Consider the following 19,222-nt stretch of genomic DNA (forward strand, 5'->3'; position numbering starts at 1 on the left):
CAGTCTACTGGTTCTGGAGTAGCTGCCTGGCGATGACCAGACGCTGGATTTCGCTGGTGCCTTCACCGATGGTGCAGAGCTTCACGTCGCGATAGAACTTCTCGACGGGGTAGTCCTTGATGAAGCCGTAGCCGCCGTGGATCTGCACCGCTTCGTTGCAGGCTCGGACCGCCATTTCTGAAGCGAAGAGCTTGGCCATGGCGGATTCGCGTGTGACGCGGCGGCCCTGGTCCTTCAAAGCCGCGGCGCGCAGGGTGAGCAGGCGTGCGGCCTCGATCTCTGTGGCCATGTCCACCAGCTTGTACTGGATGGCCTGGAATTCACTGATGAAGCGGCCGAACTGTTTGCGCTGCTTGCTGTACTTGAGGGCGGCGTCATAGGCGCCCTGGGCGCAGCCGATGCTGAGGGCGGCGATGGAGATGCGGCCGCCGTCGAGGATGCGCAGGCTGTCGACGAAGCCCTCGCCGGGCTGGCCCAGCAGTTGCGACTCCGGCAGGCGGCAGTTGGAGAAGATCACCTCCCCCGTTTCGGACGCGCGCATGCCGAGCTTATTTTCCTTCTTGCCCGTGCGGAAGCCGGGGGTGCCTTTCTCGACGATGAAGGCTGAGATGCCGTGGTGGGCGGCCAGCCTGTCGGTAACGGCCATGGCGACGCACACCTGGGCATGATGGGCGTTCGTGCAGAAGGTCTTGGAGCCTTCAACGATCCAGTCGTCGCCGCTGGGGATGGCACGAGTGCGCGTACCGCCCGCGTCGGAGCCGGCCTCGGGTTCGGTGAGAGACCAGCAGCCCAACCACTCGCCGGAGGCGAGCCGAGGCAGGTAGCGCTGTTTCTGTTCCTCGCTGCCCGCCAGGTAGATGTGATTCGCGCAGAGCGAAGTGTGGGCTGCGACGATGAGGGCGACGGAGGGGTCGACGCGCGCCAGCTCTTCCACGATGATCGAGTAGTCGATGTAGGAGAGCCCGGCTCCGCCGTACTCCTCGGGAAAGATGGACCCCAGGCAACCCATCGCCCCCAGTTTGCTGACCACTTCAGCGGGAAAAGTCTGTGTTTCGTCCCACTCCAGGACGTGCGGAGCCATCTCGGCTTCCGCGAACGCACGAATGGTGCGGCGCAGGTGCAGTTGATCCGGCGTGAACTCGAAGTCCAAGCGGCGCCTCCTCGTACGAGTAGCGGCTGGCGATCCCAGTCTTACGCCATTGGATACGGTGAGGAGCTGAATGGTTGCAGAGGAAGGCGAGGCCCAGCGGCTAGACGATCTCTTCCCTGGCGGCGTCCCACTTCACCATGCGCTGCTGGCGGTAGCTTTCCACGGCCATGCGGCAGGCGATGGAGGTGCGGAAACCGAGTTCAAAGGGGCAGTTCGGCTCGCCGCCGTTGCGGATGCAGTCGAAGAAGTTCTGCATGTGCGCCTGGGGCGCGGTGATGGTGCTGCCGATCTTCTCGGCCTTATCCTTCACGTTGACACGCTGGGGCGTGTAGCGGATCTGGTTGCCCTTCTGGATGGTGCCGTCGTCGCCCAGGACGTCCTCGGTCACGCCGAGCTTGTCGTTGCCGAAGCCGGAGTTCCAGGTGATGATCATTTCCTCAGGCTGCTCCATGGAGACGCACATGGAATCGGGCACTTCGCGGCCGTCCTTCCAGAGGTAGAGGCCGCCCGTCATGCTGACGGACTTGGGGATCTGGAGCTTCATGGCCTTGTACCAGAACGACACCTGGTGGCACATGTTCTCGTAGACGTTGCCGCCCGAGTAGTCCCAGAAGAAGCGCCAGTTGATGTAGCGGTTGGCATCGAAGGGGCGTTCCGGGTTGTCGCCCTGGAACTGCTTCCACAGGATGTTCTCGCTGTTCATGTCCGGATACACGGGGCGCGACCATTGCGGCTTGCCGTGCGGCGTATTCCGGTACTGGCACATGTGGATGAAGGTGATCTTGCCCATCGGCTCTTCGGCCAGCATGCGTACGGCGTCGGTGGCCTGGCCGGAGGAGCAGGACTGGTGGCCGATCTGGACGACGCGGCCCTTGGCGTTCCTGTAGGCCTCGCGCATCTTCTTGGCGTGGGCCACCGTGAACGCCATCGTCTTTTCCTGGTAGATGTGCTTGCCGGCGGCCAGCGCGGCTGTGAAGTGCTCGCAGTGCAGGTGCTGCGGCGTGGCGATGAGGACGGCGTCGATGGATTTGTCGTCGAGCAGGTAGCGGTGATCGAGATAGGTTTTGATGTTCGGGGCGATCGCTTTGGCCTGTTCGAGGCGGCGGGTGTAGATGTCGGCGGCGGCAACGAAGTCGATGTTCGGGCAAGCGATGGCCCAGTGCATGATCTCCTGGCCGCGGGCTCCAGGACCGATGATGCCGACACGCAAACGGTCATTGGCGCCGAGTACGGTGCCCGGAGCGGCCAGCGTGGTGGCGAGTCCGGACGCGACTGTACTCAGAAAATTACGACGGGAGCCCATGCGCTGATGATACCGGATTTGTCAGAATGATTCTGCGATCCCGATGAGCGAACTATCTCCGACAACCGCCGCGGACCTTGCCGAAGCGCTGCGCGAGGCGGCCGGAAACGGCCAGAGAATCTCCCTGGGCGGCGCCGGAACCAAGCACCGCATGGCGGGGCCGGCGGGCGGCGCAGCCACTCGGATCTCCACCACCCGGCTGAACCGGATCCTGCAATACGAACCCAAGGATTTGACCATCAGCGTCGAGGCGGGCTTGCCGTACGGAGAATTGACCCGGACGCTGGCCGCCAATCAACAGATGCTGCCGCTGGATCCGCCTTGCGCGGGGGGCGCCACGATCGGCGGCGTGATTGCCTGCGGATCGGGCGGAGCGCGGCGGCGGGTCTACGGCGCGGCGCGCGACATGGTCATTGGGCTGAGCTACGCCACGCTGGAGGGCCAGGTCGTCCAGTCCGGCGGCATGGTGGTGAAGAATGTGGCGGGCCTGGATGTGCAGAAGACACTGATCGGGAGCTTTGGCACCCTCGCTGCGATTGTCAGCCTGAACTTCAAGCTGAGCCCGATTCCAGAGGGTACGCGGACCTTCGCCTTGAGTTTCCCCACGGCGGCGCAGGCGGTGCAGGCGCGGGACAAGGTGCTGCACGGGGTGTTGCAGCCCACGTCCCTGGATGTGGTGAATCCGACGGCGGCGGAGAAAGTCTCGTTGAGTGGCCATTGCCTGCTGGTGCGGGCCGGGGGCAGTGAAAAACTGCTGGGCCGCTATGGGGAAGAATTGGCTGGGGCGGAGCAGATCTCGGGTGCCAGGGAAGACGCCCTGTGGGACGCGATCGCCGAATTCCAGGCTACGCCACGCTTCGTCGTCCGGGTTGGGCATCCGCTGATGGACCTGCAGGCTGTGCTGGAGAGCTCCGGCGGGCCTTGCCTGGCCCGCGCAGGCAACGGCGTGACCTACCTGGGCTTCGACGACGCGGACGCGGTGCGGCGCTGGATGGCCGCCCAGGAAGCGAAGGCCTGGTCGCGGATCGTGGAATGGGCTCCGGAAGAAGAGAAAGCGCAGATCGAGCAGTGGCCGGCACCGGGTCCTGACCTGGCGCTGATGCAACGCATGAAGGCGCTGTTCGATCCGAATCAACTGCTGAATCGAGGGAGACTGTATGGCCGCCTCTGAGACGACGACCTCGGCCTTTCCCCCGGTGCTGCCGAACCGGCATCCGGAAGCTCCGCGCGCGGCGGACCTGGACAAGTGCGTGCACTGCGGATTGTGCCTGAATGCATGTCCTACTTATCGCGAGCTAGGGCTCGAAATGGACTCTCCGCGCGGCCGCATCTACCAAATGGTGCAGGTGGCGACCGGCCAAGCCGAGCCTGGTGCGTCGTATGAAGAGCATCTGGACCTGTGCCTGGCCTGCCGGGGCTGCGAAAGCGCCTGCCCGTCCGGAGTGCCGTACGGGCGCCTGATCGAGGCGGCGCGCACCGAGATCGAGGCGAAGAAGCAGAGGCCGTGGCATGAACGGGCGTTCCGCAGCTTCATTTTCGAACGCCTGCTGGTGACTCCCTGGATGATCAAGACCGCCGGGGCCTTCCTGTATCTGTATGAAGCCACGGGGCTGCGGGCCATCGTGCGGGGCAGCGGGCTGTTGAAGCTGATGGGCAAGATGGGCCGGATCGAACACCTCGCCCCGACCGCGGAGGTGCCTTTCTTCTTCGATAAAGTGGGCAAGACGTTTCCCGCCAAAGGCCAGCGGCGGTATCGGGTGGGCTTCCTGGCCGGGTGCCTGGCCAATGTTACGTCCGCAAGGCTCAATGAAGCGACAGTCCGCGTGCTGCAGGCCAACGGGTGCGATGTGGTGCTGCCAGCGGAGCAGACCTGCTGCGGAGCGCTGCACGTCCATTCCGGCCTGAAGGACCAGGCGCGGGCGTTGGCCCGCAAGAATATCGACGCGTTTCTGGCCGGCAATTTCGACGCTTTCATCACGAATGCGGCAGGATGTGGTTCGACCCTGAAGGAATATCACGAACTGCTGGAGCACGATGAAGCCTATGCGGAAAAGGCGAAGCTCTTCGTGGCGAAGATGAAGGATGTCACGGAGTTTCTGGGTTCGATCGAGTTGAATCCGAAGATGGGGCCGCTGAGTGTCACGGCGACCTACCAGGACTCCTGCCACCTGGCGCACGGCCAGAAGGTGCGTTCGGCTCCGCGGCAGATCTTGAATGCAATTCCGGGCGTGAAGTTCAAGGAACTGCCGTTATCCGATCTGTGCTGCGGCAGCGCGGGCATCTACAACATCGTGCACGACGACATTGCGGATTCCCTGCTCCAGAAGAAGATGGTGATGGTGAATGGCACCGGGGCCGAGGTGGTGACCACCGCAAACGTCGGCTGCGCCATCCAGTTGAAGGCGGGTGTGACGAAGTATGGCAAACGCCAGCGTGTCCTGCACGTGGTGGAACTGCTGGACGAAGCTTACCGCAAAGCGGGTTTATAGATCTTTCTTGACGCGTGCTTCTACGGCGGCGCGCGTGCCTTCCAGCGTGACCAGCAGCGACTCGCGCGGCAGGCTGGTCACCATGGGCTTGACAGCCCACGCAACGCCCAACGGGATGTCGCGAGTGAGGGAAATAGCCCGGCATTCCATGTACACGCCGCCGTCGCGCTCTTCGATCAGCCAGTAGGAGTTCAGGCGCCAGAGGAAGCCGTAACCGGTATCCGGCGGCTTGCTGTGCTCCTGCTCGTGGCCTGCGTGTTCGACCTCAGCGATGCGGGTGCTGCGCGACCAGACCTCGTAACGCCCGTTGCCCTTATTGCGATACTCCACGTCGTATTCCGTATCCAGGACGACGGTGATTACCTTCTTCTTCAGGACGCGCATGAAGGCGAAGATGTGGTCGCCATCGCGTTTGACGACCCTGGAGTCGATTACGTCCGGCGAGTAAATCTCCTTGTAGCGATTCACATCCTGCAGGACGGCGACGGCGTCGGCCGCCTTCGCATTGGGCACGAAAATCGCGCCAACCCAGTCGTGGACGAGCCCCGCAGTCAGGCCCCGGGGGCCCTTCGTGTCATACGGCATGATCTGGGGGCCCGAAGTGGCGGTGACGGGCAGGTGCGAGTTTTTAGTGTGGGGGCGATTCTGGACAGAACGGTCCGCCACTTCCATATATGCCCGGAACTCGGCCAGTGTCTTAGGTGACAGCTCCACCGCAAACATCGAGGCGGGCAGGAGGAGGAAAGCCAACAAGGATTTCACTTTGAGGATCCAACCATCTCGTCGAACAGGTCCAGGGCGATGTCTCGGACAGGAGCGCTTTCCAGGTTCGCCAGGACTACAATCGAGATCTTCCTTTCGGGGCACAAAATAAGGAAAGTGCTCGTCCCCTGCTGGCCGCCGCTGTGCGTGGCCAGGCGTAGGCCTTGCCTGCGCTCATTGTTCCAACCGAGCCCATAACTATTGGACGAACCATCCTTCAGTTTATTAGAGCTCCACATCAGGTCCAGAGTTTCTGGCCTTAACAGTTTTTCATCCATCAGCGCCCTGGCGAACTGGGTAATATCCGTGGCTGTTGCCACCCATCCACCGCCCGGCAGTTTATAGCTGGTATCGGCCAGACCGCAGTTTTGGATCTGCCCGTCGGGACGCAGGTAGTAGCCGCGCGCGCGGTTTGGAATGATATCGAATACGCTGTCGGGGCGCATGGTGAGTGTCGCGGAAGGCTTTAAAACTTGCTGTTCGACGAACGTTGCGAACGGAACTCCGGCCACCGCCTGGACCACGGCGCCGGCCACATTGAATCCATACGTCGAGTAATGATATTTCGTGCCGGGTTCATAGAGCAGCGGGTCTTTGGCGAAGATCTCCAACCCCTCCATCAGGTCGCTGTAGTGTTTTGTGATATTGATCTCATCGCCTTCGTATGCGCGGATGCCGGACAGGTGGGAGAGCAACTGCCGGGTGGTGATGGGCCACTGCTTCCTGGGGAAGGACGGCAGATAGCGTTGAATCTCAGCGTCGAGATCCAGTTTGCCGGCTTCGACCAGTTTTAGGGCGGCAACGGCCGTGAATGGCTTGGAAAGCGAGGCCAGGCGGAAGACGGTTTTGGGCGTGGCGGGCACGAAGTTTTCCAGATCGCTGTAGCCCCAGGCGGCGGCATAATCCGGCGGGCCGCCCGACTGCACGGAGATGGAGAGCGCGGGGATGTGCGCCCGCTCCTTCCATGCGTCGGCAACTCGTTGCAGGCCAGGGGCTTTCGACGGTGGGACCTGTCCGCTCACGGCAGCTGCAACCAGGGCGAAGATAAAGCCAATCCGGAAGGCCATTCCTTCTGTGTACCACGATCCGCGCATTCTCCCCTTCCATTCCGTCCCATTTGGAGTTAGGGTAGGGCCGGATCCTCGAAGTAGGAGGTGGATATGGTGCAGTTGCAAGACAAGCCACCCGCCCTGACCTCTGACGACTGGGCGCTGATCTGCCAATTGCTGGAAGCCAAGCAACGCGAGTTGCTTTCAGAAATCCGGCATACCGACAAGAGAACCTTCCGGGAAGCCCTGCACGAGCGATTGCAGCAGGTGGACAGGCTGATTCAGCGAGTCTCCACCCCCGGCTCACCGGAGTAAACCCAGAGTTGATTCTCCCAGGAGGGACTATGGATCGCCCTAGCCATCCGCACGTCGTTCGCACGTGGGCCGTGGACCGTATTCGCGTCCAGGCCCCGGCACCAGCTCATGTCCGGCCCACGGCGGAGAAGAACAAAGCCCGCCGCCAGAACCCGGACCCCACAAGGAAGAAGCCATGAAAACGCTCGATCGCCTGACAGCACTCCTAGAAATGCGTGAGATTTTCTATCGTCACGACCGTCATCCACTTACCTATACGGCTCGAGAAACGGCCCGCGCCGATCACCTGCCGCCGCGCACCTTCGCCAAGGTGGTTGTCGTCCACTCGGAGGACGGCTACGCCATGTCGGTGCTGCCGGCGGACCGGGTGGTCGATCTGGAGGAGCTTCGCAACGCCTTCGGCAGCCAGCATCTGCGCCTGGCGACCGAAAAGGAACTGCAGGAGCTGTTCCATGATTGCGAACTGGGCGCCATGCCGCCGTTCGGCAACGGAATCCTGTATGAGATGCCGGTCTGGGTGGATGGGCTGCTGATGTCTGAAGAGACCATCTGCTTCAATGCCGGAACGCACCGGGACGTGATTCAGATGAATACGGAGGACTGGGAGGATCTGGTCCGGCCATCGGTGCTGGCGTTTGCGCACGCTGCCGGTTAGGCCGGACGCGCTCCGCGCTTGGCATACTATTGGGATGAACGAGATCTGGACTATCAGGCCCGGGGCGGATGAGTATGCCCCGTACTTCGGCCGTTATATCGACCTGGTCCCGGATGGAGACCTTCTGCAGACGCTACGCGAGCAGTTTGTCCCCACCATTCAACTGCTCGCGCCGCTGCGCGAGGAACAAGCCAACTACCGCTACGCCGAGGGCAAGTGGAGCGTCAAGGAAGTTCTCGGCCACATGATCGACACGGAGAGGATCTTTGCCTACCGTGTGCTCCGCATCGCCCGCAATGACGCCACGCCCCTGCCCGGCTTTGAGCAGGACGACTATGTGAAGTACGGTCCGCACGCGCGGCAGCCGTGGTCCGATCTGATCGAAGAGTTGCAGGTGGTGCGCAGCGCGACATTGTGCCTGCTGCGCGGCCTGGATGGTGAGGCTCTGGCCCGGCGCGGGACGTCCAGCAACAGTCCGGCGAGCGCCCGGGCCCTCGCCTGGGTGATCGCGGGCCACGAGCGGGCGCACATGACTGTGTTCCATGAACGCTACTCGGCCGTTCTGAGTTAGCGGCAAACAGAACAGGAGCGCCGGCGGCCGAGCACCGCCGGCGTTCCCATTTGGTTAAGGGACCAGCGGGAGCCAGACCGCGCTCGAGGCTTCCGCAGAGCGGAAGATCGACTGTGTCGCCTTCACGTAGTCGGCGGGCTGAGCCATGAAGATATTCGACACATACGTCTGCGGATTCCTGTCGTAGAGAGGGAACCAGCTCGACTGGATCTGCACCATGACGCGGTGGCCCGGCAGGAAGACGTGGTTCGCTGTGGGCAGGACGAAGCGATAGCGCTGCGTCTTGCCGGCCGGAATGGGTGACGGCCTTTCGAAGCTATCGCGGTAGCGGCCGCGGAAGATGTCCATGGAAACGGCGAGTTGGTAGCCGCCCATCTCGGGGTAGCTGGGGACTTCGTCCGGATACACGTCGATCAGTTTCACCACCCAGTCGGCGTCGGTGCCGGTGGTTGCGGCGTAGAGGTCGGCGATGGGCGCGCCGCTGATGCGCATCGGGGCGGTGAGTTTCTCGGTTTCGTAGACCAACACGTCGGGGCGGTCAACGACGAAGCGCTGATCCCAGATGAGCCACTGGCGCCAGCGTTCCCCATCAGCGAATCGCACGGGGCGCGGCAGATACGGGATGGGCTTGGCCGGGTCAGAGACATACGAGTCGGACGCGGCTGCCTGGCTGGGTTTGTCGAATGCGAGTGCCGAGCCGGCCTGGAGATAGATCGGCTTCATGGGCGCCGCGCAGCCCGATTCGCAGGCCAGCGGCCAGTTCTTCAACCGGTCCCAATGGTTCTCGCCGGTGTTGTAGATGAAGATGGGCGGAGTGTCGGCCTGCGGGGCACCGGCCTTCAGGTACTGATTGAAGAACGGCAGCAGCACGTCCCGGCGGAACTCAGTGGCGGTGTCGCCCTGCCACTTCAGCGGACCCAAGTTGTAGGCATCGTAGTTGACCTGGCTGTGACGCCACGGTCCCATCACCAGGTAGTTATGACCGGCCTGGCCTTTCGCTTTCAGCGAGAGATAGCAATGAATGGCGCCCCACATGTCTTCCTGGTCCCAGAGGCCCTGGATCCACATGGTGGGTATGCTCGACGGCCGCTCGGCGACCAACTTGTCCAGCGCCTGCCCCTGCCAGAACTCGTCGTAGGCCGGATGCTCCGTCATCTTCTGGACCCACGGCAACTGGTCGAGGCCGTACTTGCGGGCGTAGGCGCCGGAGGAACCGGCACGGAGGAAGCTCTCGAAGTCGTCGTAGTAGCCGCGGTCGATCCCATCACCACCACCGCGACTCGAAGTCTGGCCGGCGGTGTAGTCGTAGTTGGTCTGGCGGAAGGCGCCGTAGTGGAACCAGTCGTCGCCCATCCAGCCGTCGACCATCGGGCTCTCGGGTGCGGCCACCTTCAAAGCCGGGTGCGGTCCAAGAAGAGCCATCACCACGGTGAAGCCTTCGTAGGACGAGCCCAGCATGCCGACGCGGCCATTGGATTCGGGCACGTTCTTCACCAGCCAGTCGATGGTGTCGTAGGCGTCGGTGACATGATCCGTCGATGCCGGGTTGAGGGGGCCGCGTACCGGCCGGGTCATCACATAGTCGCCTTCGGACTTGTGTTTGCCACGCACGTCCTGGAAGACGCGGATATAGCCGGCCTGAACGAAGACCTCGTCACCCTGCGGCAGCGTGGAGAGCATGAGGGGGCTATGATTGCGGCGTGTGCGGCCAAAGGCGTTGTAGGGTGTACGCGTGAGCAGGATCGGAGCGTCGTGGGCTCCCTTGGGGATGACGATGGAGGTGAAAAGCTTGACTCCGTCGCGCATCGGAATCATGACTTCGCGGCGGATGTGATCGTAGCCGTCGGTGGGGACGTGGAATTCCTTTGGAACATCGTTTCCGCCCGGCGACGCTTGCTGCGCCGCGGCCGGGATCCAAGTAAAACACGCGCCCAGCAACACAGCCGCGAGGAAGGGAGCGCGGCATCGGATGGCAAGACCTACTTTCAGACTGCCCTGACAGTGGAGAAAACCCATCTATAGAGTGTAGCCATGGCACACCCGGGGGCGCAGGCCCGCCCCTCGTGATCCCGCCAAAAGATAACGGCCGGAGCGTGAGCCCCGGCCGTTGATCGTTTCGGATTGAGCGGTTGCTTATTCGGCGTCGCCCAGCGGTTCGTCGATGTTGAGATCGATCGGCTCGCTGCCGCCGATATAGCTGCCCTTGGTCTCGTCGTCATAGACGGCGAAGGAGTCGGCCATGAGGGCGTCGGCTTCCTGCACCGGTTCGTCCACCACATCCTCTCCGGCGATCTTCACGCGGCGATAGTAATCCATGCCGGTGCCGGCCGGGATGAGGCGGCCCATGATGACGTTTTCCTTCAGGCCGCGCAGGTAGTCCACCTTGCCGTTGATGGCGGCTTCAGTGAGTACGCGCGTGGTCTCCTGGAACGATGCCGCCGAGATGAAGCTGTCGGTGGACAGCGACGCCTTGGTGATGCCGAGCAGTACGGGCGAGCCCTGAGCCTGGCGGCCGCCTGCTTCGCGCACACGATCGTTCTCTTCCTTGAACTTGAACTTGTCGACGATCTCCTCAGGCAGGAATTCCGTATCGCCGATGTCCTCGATCTTCACCCAGCGCATCATCTGGCGGACGATGACTTCCAGGTGCTTATCGTTGATGTTCACGCCCTGCAGCCGGTAGACTTCCTGAATTTCGTTGACCAGGTACTTTTGCAGTTCCTTTTCACCGAGGACCTTCAGAATGTCGTGCGGATTGCGCGGACCGTCCATCAGCGGATCGCCGGCCTTCACACGTTCTCCGTCCTGCACGTTGATGTGAACACCGCGCGGGATGGAGTATTCCTTTTCCGTCTTGTCGTCGCCGACAATGGCAACCTTGCGGAAGCCCTTGACGACATCGCCGATGCGGACCACGCCGTTGATTTCGCTCATGACGGCGGTTTCCCGCGGCTTGCGCGCTTCGAACAGTTCGACGACGCGCGGCAGACCGCCGGTGATGTCCTTGGTCTTCGTCGTGGCGCGCGGGATCTTGGCCAGCACGTCGCCGGCGTGGACCCGGTCGCCCGCACGGACACTCAAGTGCGCGTGGGTGGGCATGAGGTAGCGGCGCTCGTCATGCTTGCCGCCGCCATCCGGATGGATGATGACGGTGGGCAGGCGCTTTTCGTCGGGCGAGTCGATGACGACCCACTGCGACAGGCCGGTTACTTCGTCCACCTGCTCGTGGTAAGTGACGTTCTCGGTGATGTCCTTGAAGACCACCGTACCCGAGATTTCCGTCAGGATGGAGAAGGCGTAGGGATCCCATTCGAGCAGGGTCTGGTTGGCCTTGATGGGCGCACCCTCCTCGACCAGAATCTTGGCGCCGTACACCACCTGGTAGCGTTCGCGCTCGCGGCCTTTTTCGTCATAGGTGGCGACGAGGCCGGTGCGGTTCATGGCGATGATTTCGCCCTGGGCGTTCTTAACGGTCTTGACGCCGATGTACTTGGCGAAGCCGTCGTAACGCGCTTCCTGCTTGTTCTGCGCCACACCCGACGACGCCGCGCCACCGATGTGGAACGTACGCATCGTGAGCTGCGTGCCGGGCTCGCCGATCGACTGGGCGGAGATGATACCCACCGCCTCGCCGCGCTCGACGATACGGCCCGTGGCCAGGTTGCGGGCATAGCAGAGTTCGCAAACGCCGCGCTTCGATTCGCAGGTCAGCACCGAGCGGATCTTCACACGGTCGATACCGGCATCCTGGATGGCCTGCGCGATCTCTTCCGTGATGTCTTCGTTCGCCTTGACGATGATCTTGCCTTCGTAGTCGAGCTGATCTTCCAGCGCCACGCGGCCGACGATGCGGTCGCGCAACGGCTCGATGATTTCGCCCGATTCCACGATGGGCTCGACGAAGATGCCGTCCATCGTGCCGCAATCGCGTTCCGTCACGATGACGTCCTGGGCCACGTCGCAGAGGCGGCGCGTCAGGTAACCCGAGTCGGCCGTCTTCAACGCCGTGTCGGCCAGACCCTTGCGGGCGCCGTGCGTCGAGATGAAGTACTGCAGCACGTTCAGGCCTTCACGGAAGTTGGCCGTGATGGGGGTCTCGATGATTTCGCCGTTCGGCTTGGCCATCAAACCGCGCATACCGGACAACTGGCGGATCTGCTGTTTCGAACCGCGCGCGCCGGAGTCGGCCATGATGTAGATCGGGTTCAGATAGCGGCCCGTCTTATCATCGTTCTCCATGGTCTTGAACATCTCTTCCGAAACGCGGTCGGTCACCTTGTTCCAGATTTCGATGATCTTGTTGTAGCGCTCACCGTGGGTGATGGCGCCTTCCTGATACTGGCTCTGCACTTCGACCACGGCGCGTTCGGCTTCGCTCACCAGGGTGGGCTTGGAAGCCGGCACGACCATGTCGTCGATGCCGATGGAGATGCCGGCGCGCGTGGCAGACAGGAAGCCCAGGTCCTTCACGTCGTCCAGCATGCGTACCGTGATCCGGAGACCGAATTTCAGGTAGCAGTAGTGCACCATCTGCGTGAGACCCTTCTTCTTCAACAGGCCGTTGATGAAGGGCATCTCGTCGGGCAGAACATCGTTGAGCACCACACGGCCGACAGTGGTTTCCATGTCGGTCTTGGCATACTCAACCGGCTCAGTGTGCATCACGTCCTGGCTGTCGTAGGCGGTCGCCAGATCGATGACCTTGCCCGTGTAGCGCAGCGTGATGGGGGTCTGCGTCTCCACTTCGCCCATTTCGTAGGCGATGAGGACGTCTTCCACAGACGCAAACTTCTTGCCTTCACCACGCGAGCCCTTGCGGACCTTGGTGAGGTAGTAAAGCCCCAGCACCATGTCCTGCGTCGGCACCGCGATGGGCGCGCCGTGCGCCGGAGACAGAATGTTGTTCGCACTCAACATGAGCGTCGAAGCTTCAATCTGCGCTTCGGGCGACAGCGGGATGTGGACGGCCATCTGGTCGCCGTCGAAGTCGGCGTTGAAAGCGGTACACACCAGCGGGTGAATTTTGAGCGCCTTGCCGTCGACGAGCACGGGCTCGAAGGCCTGGATGCCCAGGCGGTGCAGCGTGGGGGCGCGGTTGAGGAGGATCGGATGCTCCTTGATCACTTCCTCGAGGATGTCCCACACCACCGGATCCTGCTGTTCCACCAATTCCTTGGCTTGCTTGATCGTGGTGCAGTGGCCGCGCAGTTCCAGCCGGTGATAGATGAACGGCTTGAAGAGTTCCAGCGCCATCTTCTTGGGCAGGCCGGCCTGGTGGAGCTTGAGTTCGGGACCGACGACGATCACCGAACGGCCGGAGTAGTCGACGCGCTTACCCAGCAGGTTCTGGCGGAAGCGGCCCTGCTTGCCCTTGAGGGCATCGGAGAGCGACTTCAGCGGGCGGTTGTTGGCGCCGCGCAGGACACGGCCGCGGCGGCCGTTGTCGAACAGGGCGTCCACCGCTTCCTGCAGCATGCGCTTTTCATTGCGCACGATCACGTCGGGCGCGTGCAGCTCGATCAGCTTCTTCAACCGGTTGTTGCGGTTGATGACGCGGCGGTAGAGGTCGTTGAGATCGGAGGTCGCAAAGCGGCCGCCGTCCAGCGGAACCAGCGGGCGCAGTTCCGGAGGAATCACCGGGATGACATCGAGAATCATCCACTCCGGCTTGTTGCCGGACTTGCGGAAGCTCTCCGTCACACGCAGGCGCTTGGCGTATTTGAGCTTCTTCTGCTGGGAAGCTTCCGTCTTCATCCGCTCGCGGATTTCAACGGAGAGGCTCTCGACGTCGACCTTCTTCAGCAGCTCCTTGATGCCCTCGGCGCCCATCATGGCGACGAACTTGCCGGGGTGCTCGGCTTCGAGCTGCCGCTTCCGCTCGTCGGTGAGGACCTCGGCCTTGCCGAGTCCGGGCACTTCGCCCGGATCCACCACGACGAACGCTTCAAAGTAGAGGACGCGCTCCAGGTCGCGCAGGGTGATGTCGAGCAGGTAACCAATGCGCGACGGCAGGCCCTTGAAGAACCAGACGTGCGAGCACGGGCTGGCCAGCTCGATGTGGCCCAGGCGTTCACGGCGGACCCGCGACAGCGTGACTTCAACGCCGCACTTGTCGCAAATAACGCCGCGGTGCTTCATGCGCTTGTACTTGCCGCACAAGCACTCCCAGTCGGCGATAGGTCCAAAGATGCGGGCGCAAAACAGGCCGTCGCGTTCCGGCTTGAACGTCCTGTAGTTGATGGTCTCCGGCTTCGTTACTTCGCCATGGGACCAGCTCCGGATTTTTTCCGGCGAGGCCAGGCTGATGCGGATGGAATCAAAATCCGCGATCAGGTTCGCTCGATCGTACGGGGATGATCTGTACATATTTCGCCTCCTGTCCTACTCCGGTTAGTCCGCCGCCAATGCCGTGTCCGGCATTTCCTTCGGCTTCTTCATCAGTTCCACATCCAGACAAAGCGACTGCAGCTCGCGGATGAGCACGTTGAACGATTCCGGCACGCCCGGTTCGGCGGCCGCCTCGCCCTTCACAATCGCCTCGTAGATCTTCGCACGGCCATAGACGTCGTCCGACTTGGCCGTCAACAGCTCCTGCAGAACGTAAGCGGCGCCGTAAGCTTCAAGCGCCCAGACTTCCATTTCGCCGAAGCGCTGTCCGCCGAACTGCGCCTTGCCGCCCAGCGGCTGCTGGGTGATCAGTGAGTACGGTCCGATGGAGCGCGCGTGGATCTTGTCGTCCACCAGGTGGCTCAGCTTCAGCATGTAGATGATGCCCACCGTGACAGGCTGTTCGAAGCCCTGTCCCGTCATGCCGTCGTAGAGCGTGACCTTGCCGCTGGTCGGCAGTTCCGCTTCCGTCAGCTGGCCCTTGATGTCAGCTTCCGTGGCGCCGTCGAACACCGGAGTGGCATACTTCTTGCCCAGTTCCCGGCCGGCCCAACCCAGGTGTGTTTCCAGGATCTGGCCGACGTTCATACGGCTGGGAACGCCCAGCGGATTGAGGATGATCTCGACCGGCGTACCGTTCTCCAGGTACGGCATGTCTTCTTCCGGCACGATGCGCGAAATGACACCCTTGTTACCATGGCGGCCGGCCATCTTGTCGCCCACCGACAGCTTGCGCTTCATCGCGATGTAGATTTTCACCATCTTGATGACGCCGGGGGGGAGCTCATCGCCCTTCTTCAGCTTGGCGATCTTCTCTTCGCTGATCTTCTCCAGCACCATGATCTGGCGCGAAGTCAGCTCTTCGATCTCGTCGATCGCCTCGTTCAGGCGAGGATCGCGATTCGTCAGCTTCATGCGCTTCAGATCACGCGCCTTCATCTTCTCGATGACGTCGCGGGTCAGCGGCTGGCCCTTGCTCAGCAGCTTCTTGTTGGTCTTTTCGTCGTGCAGGTCGGCCAGCAGTTCCTTGCCGTCCAGCAGGGCGGCCAGGCGCTTGGCGCGCTCGTCACCCAGGATGCGCTTTTCGTCATCCAGGTTGCGGTGCAGCTTTTCGATCGCCGATTCCAGAATCGACTTGCTGCGCTCGTCCAGGTCGGCGCCCTTGCGGGAGAAGACCTTCGCGTCCACCACCACGCCTTCGATACCAGGCGGGCAGTAGAGTGACGCGTCCTTCACGTCGCCGGCCTTTTCACCGAAGATGGCGCGCAGGAGCTTTTCTTCCGGCGTCAGCTGGGTTTCGCCCTTCGGCGTCACCTTGCCCACCAGAATGTCGCCCGGCTTCACCTTCGAGCCGATCATGATGATGCCGCTCTCGTCGAGGCTCCGCAGGAAGCTCTCCGAGATGTTCGGAATGTCGCGCGTGATCTCTTCCGGACCCAGCTTCGTATCGCGCGCTTCGATTTCGAACTCCTCGATGTGGATCGAGGTGTAGTAGTCTTCCTTCACCAGCTTCTCGGACACGATGATCGCGTCCTCAAAGTTGCAGCCGCGCCAGGGCATGAACGCCACCAGCACGTTGCGGCCAAGAGCGAGCTCGCCCTGGTCGGTACAAGGACCGTCGGCCAGAACATGGCCCTTCTTCACCTTCTGCCCCTGGTACACAATGGGCTTCTGGTTGATACAGGTGTTCTGGTTCGAACGCTTGAACTTGGTCAGCGGATAGATATCGGCGCCGACTTCGCGCGACATCTGGCCTTCGTGGATGTTGCCTTCCACGCGGACAATGATGCGTTCGCTATCGACCGAATCCACCACGCCCGCGCGCTTGCAGAGCACCACGGCGCCCGAGTCGCGAGCCGTCACCTTTTCCATGCCCGTACCCACGATGGGTGAATCGGCGCGCAGCAGCGGAACTGCCTGGCGTTGCATGTTCGATCCCATCAACGCGCGGTTCGCGTCGTCGTTCTCGAGGAACGGGATCAGCGAGGCGGCCACCGACACAAGCTGTTTCGGGCTGACGTCCATGTACTGGATCTCTTCGCGAGCCAGCAGCGAGAAGTTGCCAGCCTTGCGGGTGTTCACCAGTTCGTTGACGATGCGGCCTTCACCGTCCAGCGCCATGTTCGCCTGGGCGATGACGTACTTGTCTTCGTCCCAAGCCGAGAGGTAGTCGCAATACGCTTCGAACTCGGGCGGGAGCTTCTTCGTCTCGGGAAGCGCCATGATGCGGTCCATTTCCTTCAGCGTGAGCACCTGGCCCACTTTCAGGTTGGTACCGCCCGGATTCAGGATCTTCACATCGTCCTGGACCTGCGAGCCCACCACGCGGCGGTACGGGCTCTCGATGAAGCCGTACTCGTTGATTCGCGCAAAACAGCTCAACGACGAGATCAGGCCGATGTTCGGACCTTCCGGCGTTTCAATCGGGCAGATACGGCCGTAGTGCGTCGGGTGCACGTCGCGGACTTCGAAGCCGGCGCGTTCGCGGCTTAGACCGCCTGGTCCAAGGGCGGAGAGGCGGCGCTTGTGCGTAATCTCCGACAGAGGATTGGTCTGATCCATGAACTGTGACAGCTGGCTCGATCCGAAGAATTCGCGGATCGCGGCCATGACAGGCTTGGCGTTCACCAGGTCGTGCGGCATCGCCGTCGACATTTCCTGGTAGACGGCCATCTTTTCCTTGATCGCCCGCTCCATGCGGACCAGGCCGATGCGGAACTGGTTCTCGAGCAATTCGCCCACCGCGCGAACGCGGCGGTTTCCGAGGTGATCGATGTCGTCGACCGCGCCGATGCCCTTGCGGAGCTTCAACAGGTACTTGATCGTATCGATGAAGTCGGTCTCATCCAGCGTACGGCGGTCCAGCGGGTTGCCGGCCGTCCCCTCGGGTGCGTACTCGGCGTTGTCGTACAGCTTGATGTTGAACTTCATCCGGCCCACGCGCGAGAAATCGTACTTGCGCGGGTCGAAGAACATGCCGTGGAACAACTGCGTGGCCGTATCCAGCGTCGGCGGGTCGCCCGGGCGCAGCTTGCGGTAGATTTCCAGCAGCGCTTCGTTCTGCGACTTCACCGGGTCTTTCTTCAAAGTGACCGAGATGACGTTGCCGACTTCGTCGCGCTCGGCAAAGAACACGTCCATCGACTTGATGCCGGCGTCCATGATCTTGGCCAGGCTGGTAGCGGTGAGTTCCTGGTTCGCTTCGGCCAGGACTTCGCCCGTATCCATGTCGATGACGTCGGAGGCTACCCAGGAACCTTCGATTTCAGCGATCGTGACTTCGACCGCCTCCACCTTGGCCTTGCGCAGCGCTTCGATCGTAGCTTCACGGATCTTGCGGTTCGGCGGGTGAATCGTCTCGCCGGACTTGGAAACCAGGGCGTTGCCCAGCTTCACGCCGATCAGCGACTCGTCCACCTTCCAGTAGACTTTCTTGTCCTTCAGCTGCAGTTCGCTGTGTTTGTAGAACGACTTGATGATCTCGGAGTCGCTCTTAATACCCAGCGCGCGCAGGAACACCGAACCGTAGAACTTGCGCTTACGGTCGATGCGGACATAGAGAAGGTTCTTGGAATCGAACTCGAACTCAACCCAGGAGCCGCGGTACGGGATGATCTTGCCCAGGAAGTAGCTCTGAGCCTGGATCTTCTCGAAGAAGACGCCGGGCGAGCGGTGCAACTGGCTGACGATCACACGCTCAGTGCCGTTGATGATAAAGGTGCCGTTCGGCGTCATCAGCGGAATTTCGCCGAAGAACACCTCCTGCTCCTTGAACTCGCGGACAGTCTTTCGGCCCGATTCGTCCTTATCGAACATCTTCAGGCGGATAGTGACTTTGAGCGGCGCGGCATAGGTCATGCCCCGCTCTTCGCACTCCGCCTGGTCGTACTTCAATTGCAGGCCGACGGGGTCGCCGCAGCGGTTGCAAAAGGTGACGATGTTCTTATTGAAGGTGCCGCACTTGTCGCAAAGTACGTCGCCGGGATGGAAAGGATCGGTCTTGATGGTGGCGCCGCAGGTGGGGTTCCGGCAGACCGTGCGCAGGTGGTTCAAGCCCTTGAGGCTGCCGCACTTGCACTCCCAGTTGCCAATCGAGTAGTCGACGAACTCCAGCTCCGACAAACCACGGAAATCCGTGATCGGAAAAACGCTCTTGAAGACACTCTGCAGACCGATGTCGTCACGCTCATCGGGGAGCAGGTCCATTTGCAGGAAGCGTTCATAGCTGCGCTTCTGGACTTCGATGAGGTTTGGAATCGGGACGGAGGTCCTGATCTTGGAAAAGTCGACGCGCTCGCGAGGCGTGCCGTTGGACGCAGTAGCCATTCTCCACTCCTTAAGGCGCCGATCTCATCCGGCGGCGGGGCCGCCAGGAAGAGTCTGGCATCCCTAACTACCCGAACATCGGGCGATAGGGGTGAATCTCGGGATCGTATGTCGGGAGATGCCCGGCGCAGGGATGTCTGTCACCAAGGGCAGGAAATTGGACCAGTTCAGACAGGACAAGCCGGGAAGAATTTGGGGTACACACCGGCTGCGCA

The 19,222-nt window shown here is 61.9% G+C and carries 12 protein-coding genes; 5 read left to right on the top strand and 7 right to left on the bottom strand.

The window, feature by feature from the left end:
• Positions 1-4 precede the first annotated feature (4 nt).
• Together IRI77_RS10930 and IRI77_RS10935 are read right to left on the bottom strand one after the other, a co-directional pair.
• Positions 5-1,150, bottom strand: a complete 1,146-nt coding sequence (locus IRI77_RS10930) for an acyl-CoA dehydrogenase family protein (RefSeq protein ID WP_194452104.1) — start codon at positions 1,148-1,150, stop codon at positions 5-7.
• 100 nt (positions 1,151-1,250) lie between these two features.
• A complete protein-coding gene (locus IRI77_RS10935) occupies positions 1,251-2,453 on the bottom strand; it encodes a Gfo/Idh/MocA family protein (RefSeq protein WP_194452105.1) in 1,203 nt (400 codons plus the stop codon).
• A 43-nt stretch (positions 2,454-2,496) separates the two neighbouring features.
• Between IRI77_RS10935 and IRI77_RS10940 the strand changes: the two genes are divergently transcribed.
• Entirely contained in the window at positions 2,497-3,624 is a 1,128-nt protein-coding gene (locus IRI77_RS10940; RefSeq protein WP_194453623.1) for an FAD-binding oxidoreductase, read from the top strand.
• On the top strand, positions 3,611-4,942 hold the full coding sequence (locus IRI77_RS10945) for a (Fe-S)-binding protein (RefSeq protein WP_194452106.1): 1,332 nt from the start codon (positions 3,611-3,613) through the stop codon (positions 4,940-4,942). Before IRI77_RS10940 ends, IRI77_RS10945 begins: the two co-directional genes overlap by 14 nt.
• Here the strand turns inward: IRI77_RS10945 and IRI77_RS10950 are convergent.
• Complete coding sequence (locus IRI77_RS10950; protein ID WP_194452107.1) at positions 4,937-5,704, bottom strand: hypothetical protein; 768 nt, start codon at positions 5,702-5,704, stop codon at positions 4,937-4,939. The two genes, IRI77_RS10945 and IRI77_RS10950, sit on opposite strands and share 6 nt — an antisense overlap.
• On the bottom strand, positions 5,701-6,771 hold the full coding sequence (locus IRI77_RS10955; protein ID WP_194452108.1) for a serine hydrolase domain-containing protein: 1,071 nt from the start codon (positions 6,769-6,771) through the stop codon (positions 5,701-5,703). Before IRI77_RS10955 ends, IRI77_RS10950 begins: the two co-directional genes overlap by 4 nt.
• Positions 6,772-6,864: 93 nt before the next feature.
• On the opposite strand from IRI77_RS10955, the gene IRI77_RS10960 reads away from it, so the two are divergent.
• The 3 genes from IRI77_RS10960 (at position 6,865) to IRI77_RS10970 (ending at position 8,294) form a co-directional block, all read left to right on the top strand.
• Positions 6,865-7,068, top strand: coding sequence for a hypothetical protein (locus IRI77_RS10960; protein WP_194452109.1), 204 nt, complete (start codon positions 6,865-6,867; stop codon positions 7,066-7,068).
• A 175-nt stretch (positions 7,069-7,243) separates the two neighbouring features.
• Complete coding sequence (locus tag IRI77_RS10965; RefSeq protein ID WP_194452110.1) at positions 7,244-7,723, top strand: aminoacyl-tRNA deacylase; 480 nt, start codon at positions 7,244-7,246, stop codon at positions 7,721-7,723.
• A gap of 34 nt (positions 7,724-7,757) precedes the next feature.
• The gene (locus tag IRI77_RS10970) at positions 7,758-8,294 is read left to right on the top strand and encodes a DinB family protein (RefSeq protein ID WP_194452111.1); all 537 of its coding nucleotides are present in this window, start codon (positions 7,758-7,760) and stop codon (positions 8,292-8,294) included.
• A gap of 54 nt (positions 8,295-8,348) precedes the next feature.
• Here the strand turns inward: IRI77_RS10970 and IRI77_RS10975 are convergent, their stop codons facing one another.
• The 3 genes from IRI77_RS10975 to rpoB form a co-directional block, all read right to left on the bottom strand.
• Positions 8,349-10,310 carry a CocE/NonD family hydrolase gene (locus IRI77_RS10975; RefSeq protein ID WP_194452112.1) on the bottom strand — a complete coding sequence of 654 codons (1,962 nt, stop codon included), beginning with the start codon at positions 10,308-10,310 and terminating at the stop codon, positions 8,349-8,351.
• Between the two features lie 117 nt (positions 10,311-10,427).
• Complete coding sequence (rpoC, locus tag IRI77_RS10980; RefSeq protein ID WP_194452113.1) at positions 10,428-14,660, bottom strand: DNA-directed RNA polymerase subunit beta'; 4,233 nt, start codon at positions 14,658-14,660, stop codon at positions 10,428-10,430.
• 24 nt (positions 14,661-14,684) lie between these two features.
• A complete protein-coding gene (gene rpoB / locus IRI77_RS10985; protein ID WP_194452114.1) occupies positions 14,685-19,007 on the bottom strand; it encodes a DNA-directed RNA polymerase subunit beta in 4,323 nt (1,440 codons plus the stop codon).
• Positions 19,008-19,222 lie beyond the last annotated feature (215 nt).

Source organism: Paludibaculum fermentans, from assembly GCF_015277775.1.
Lineage (GTDB): Bacteria > Acidobacteriota > Terriglobia > Bryobacterales > Bryobacteraceae > Paludibaculum > Paludibaculum fermentans.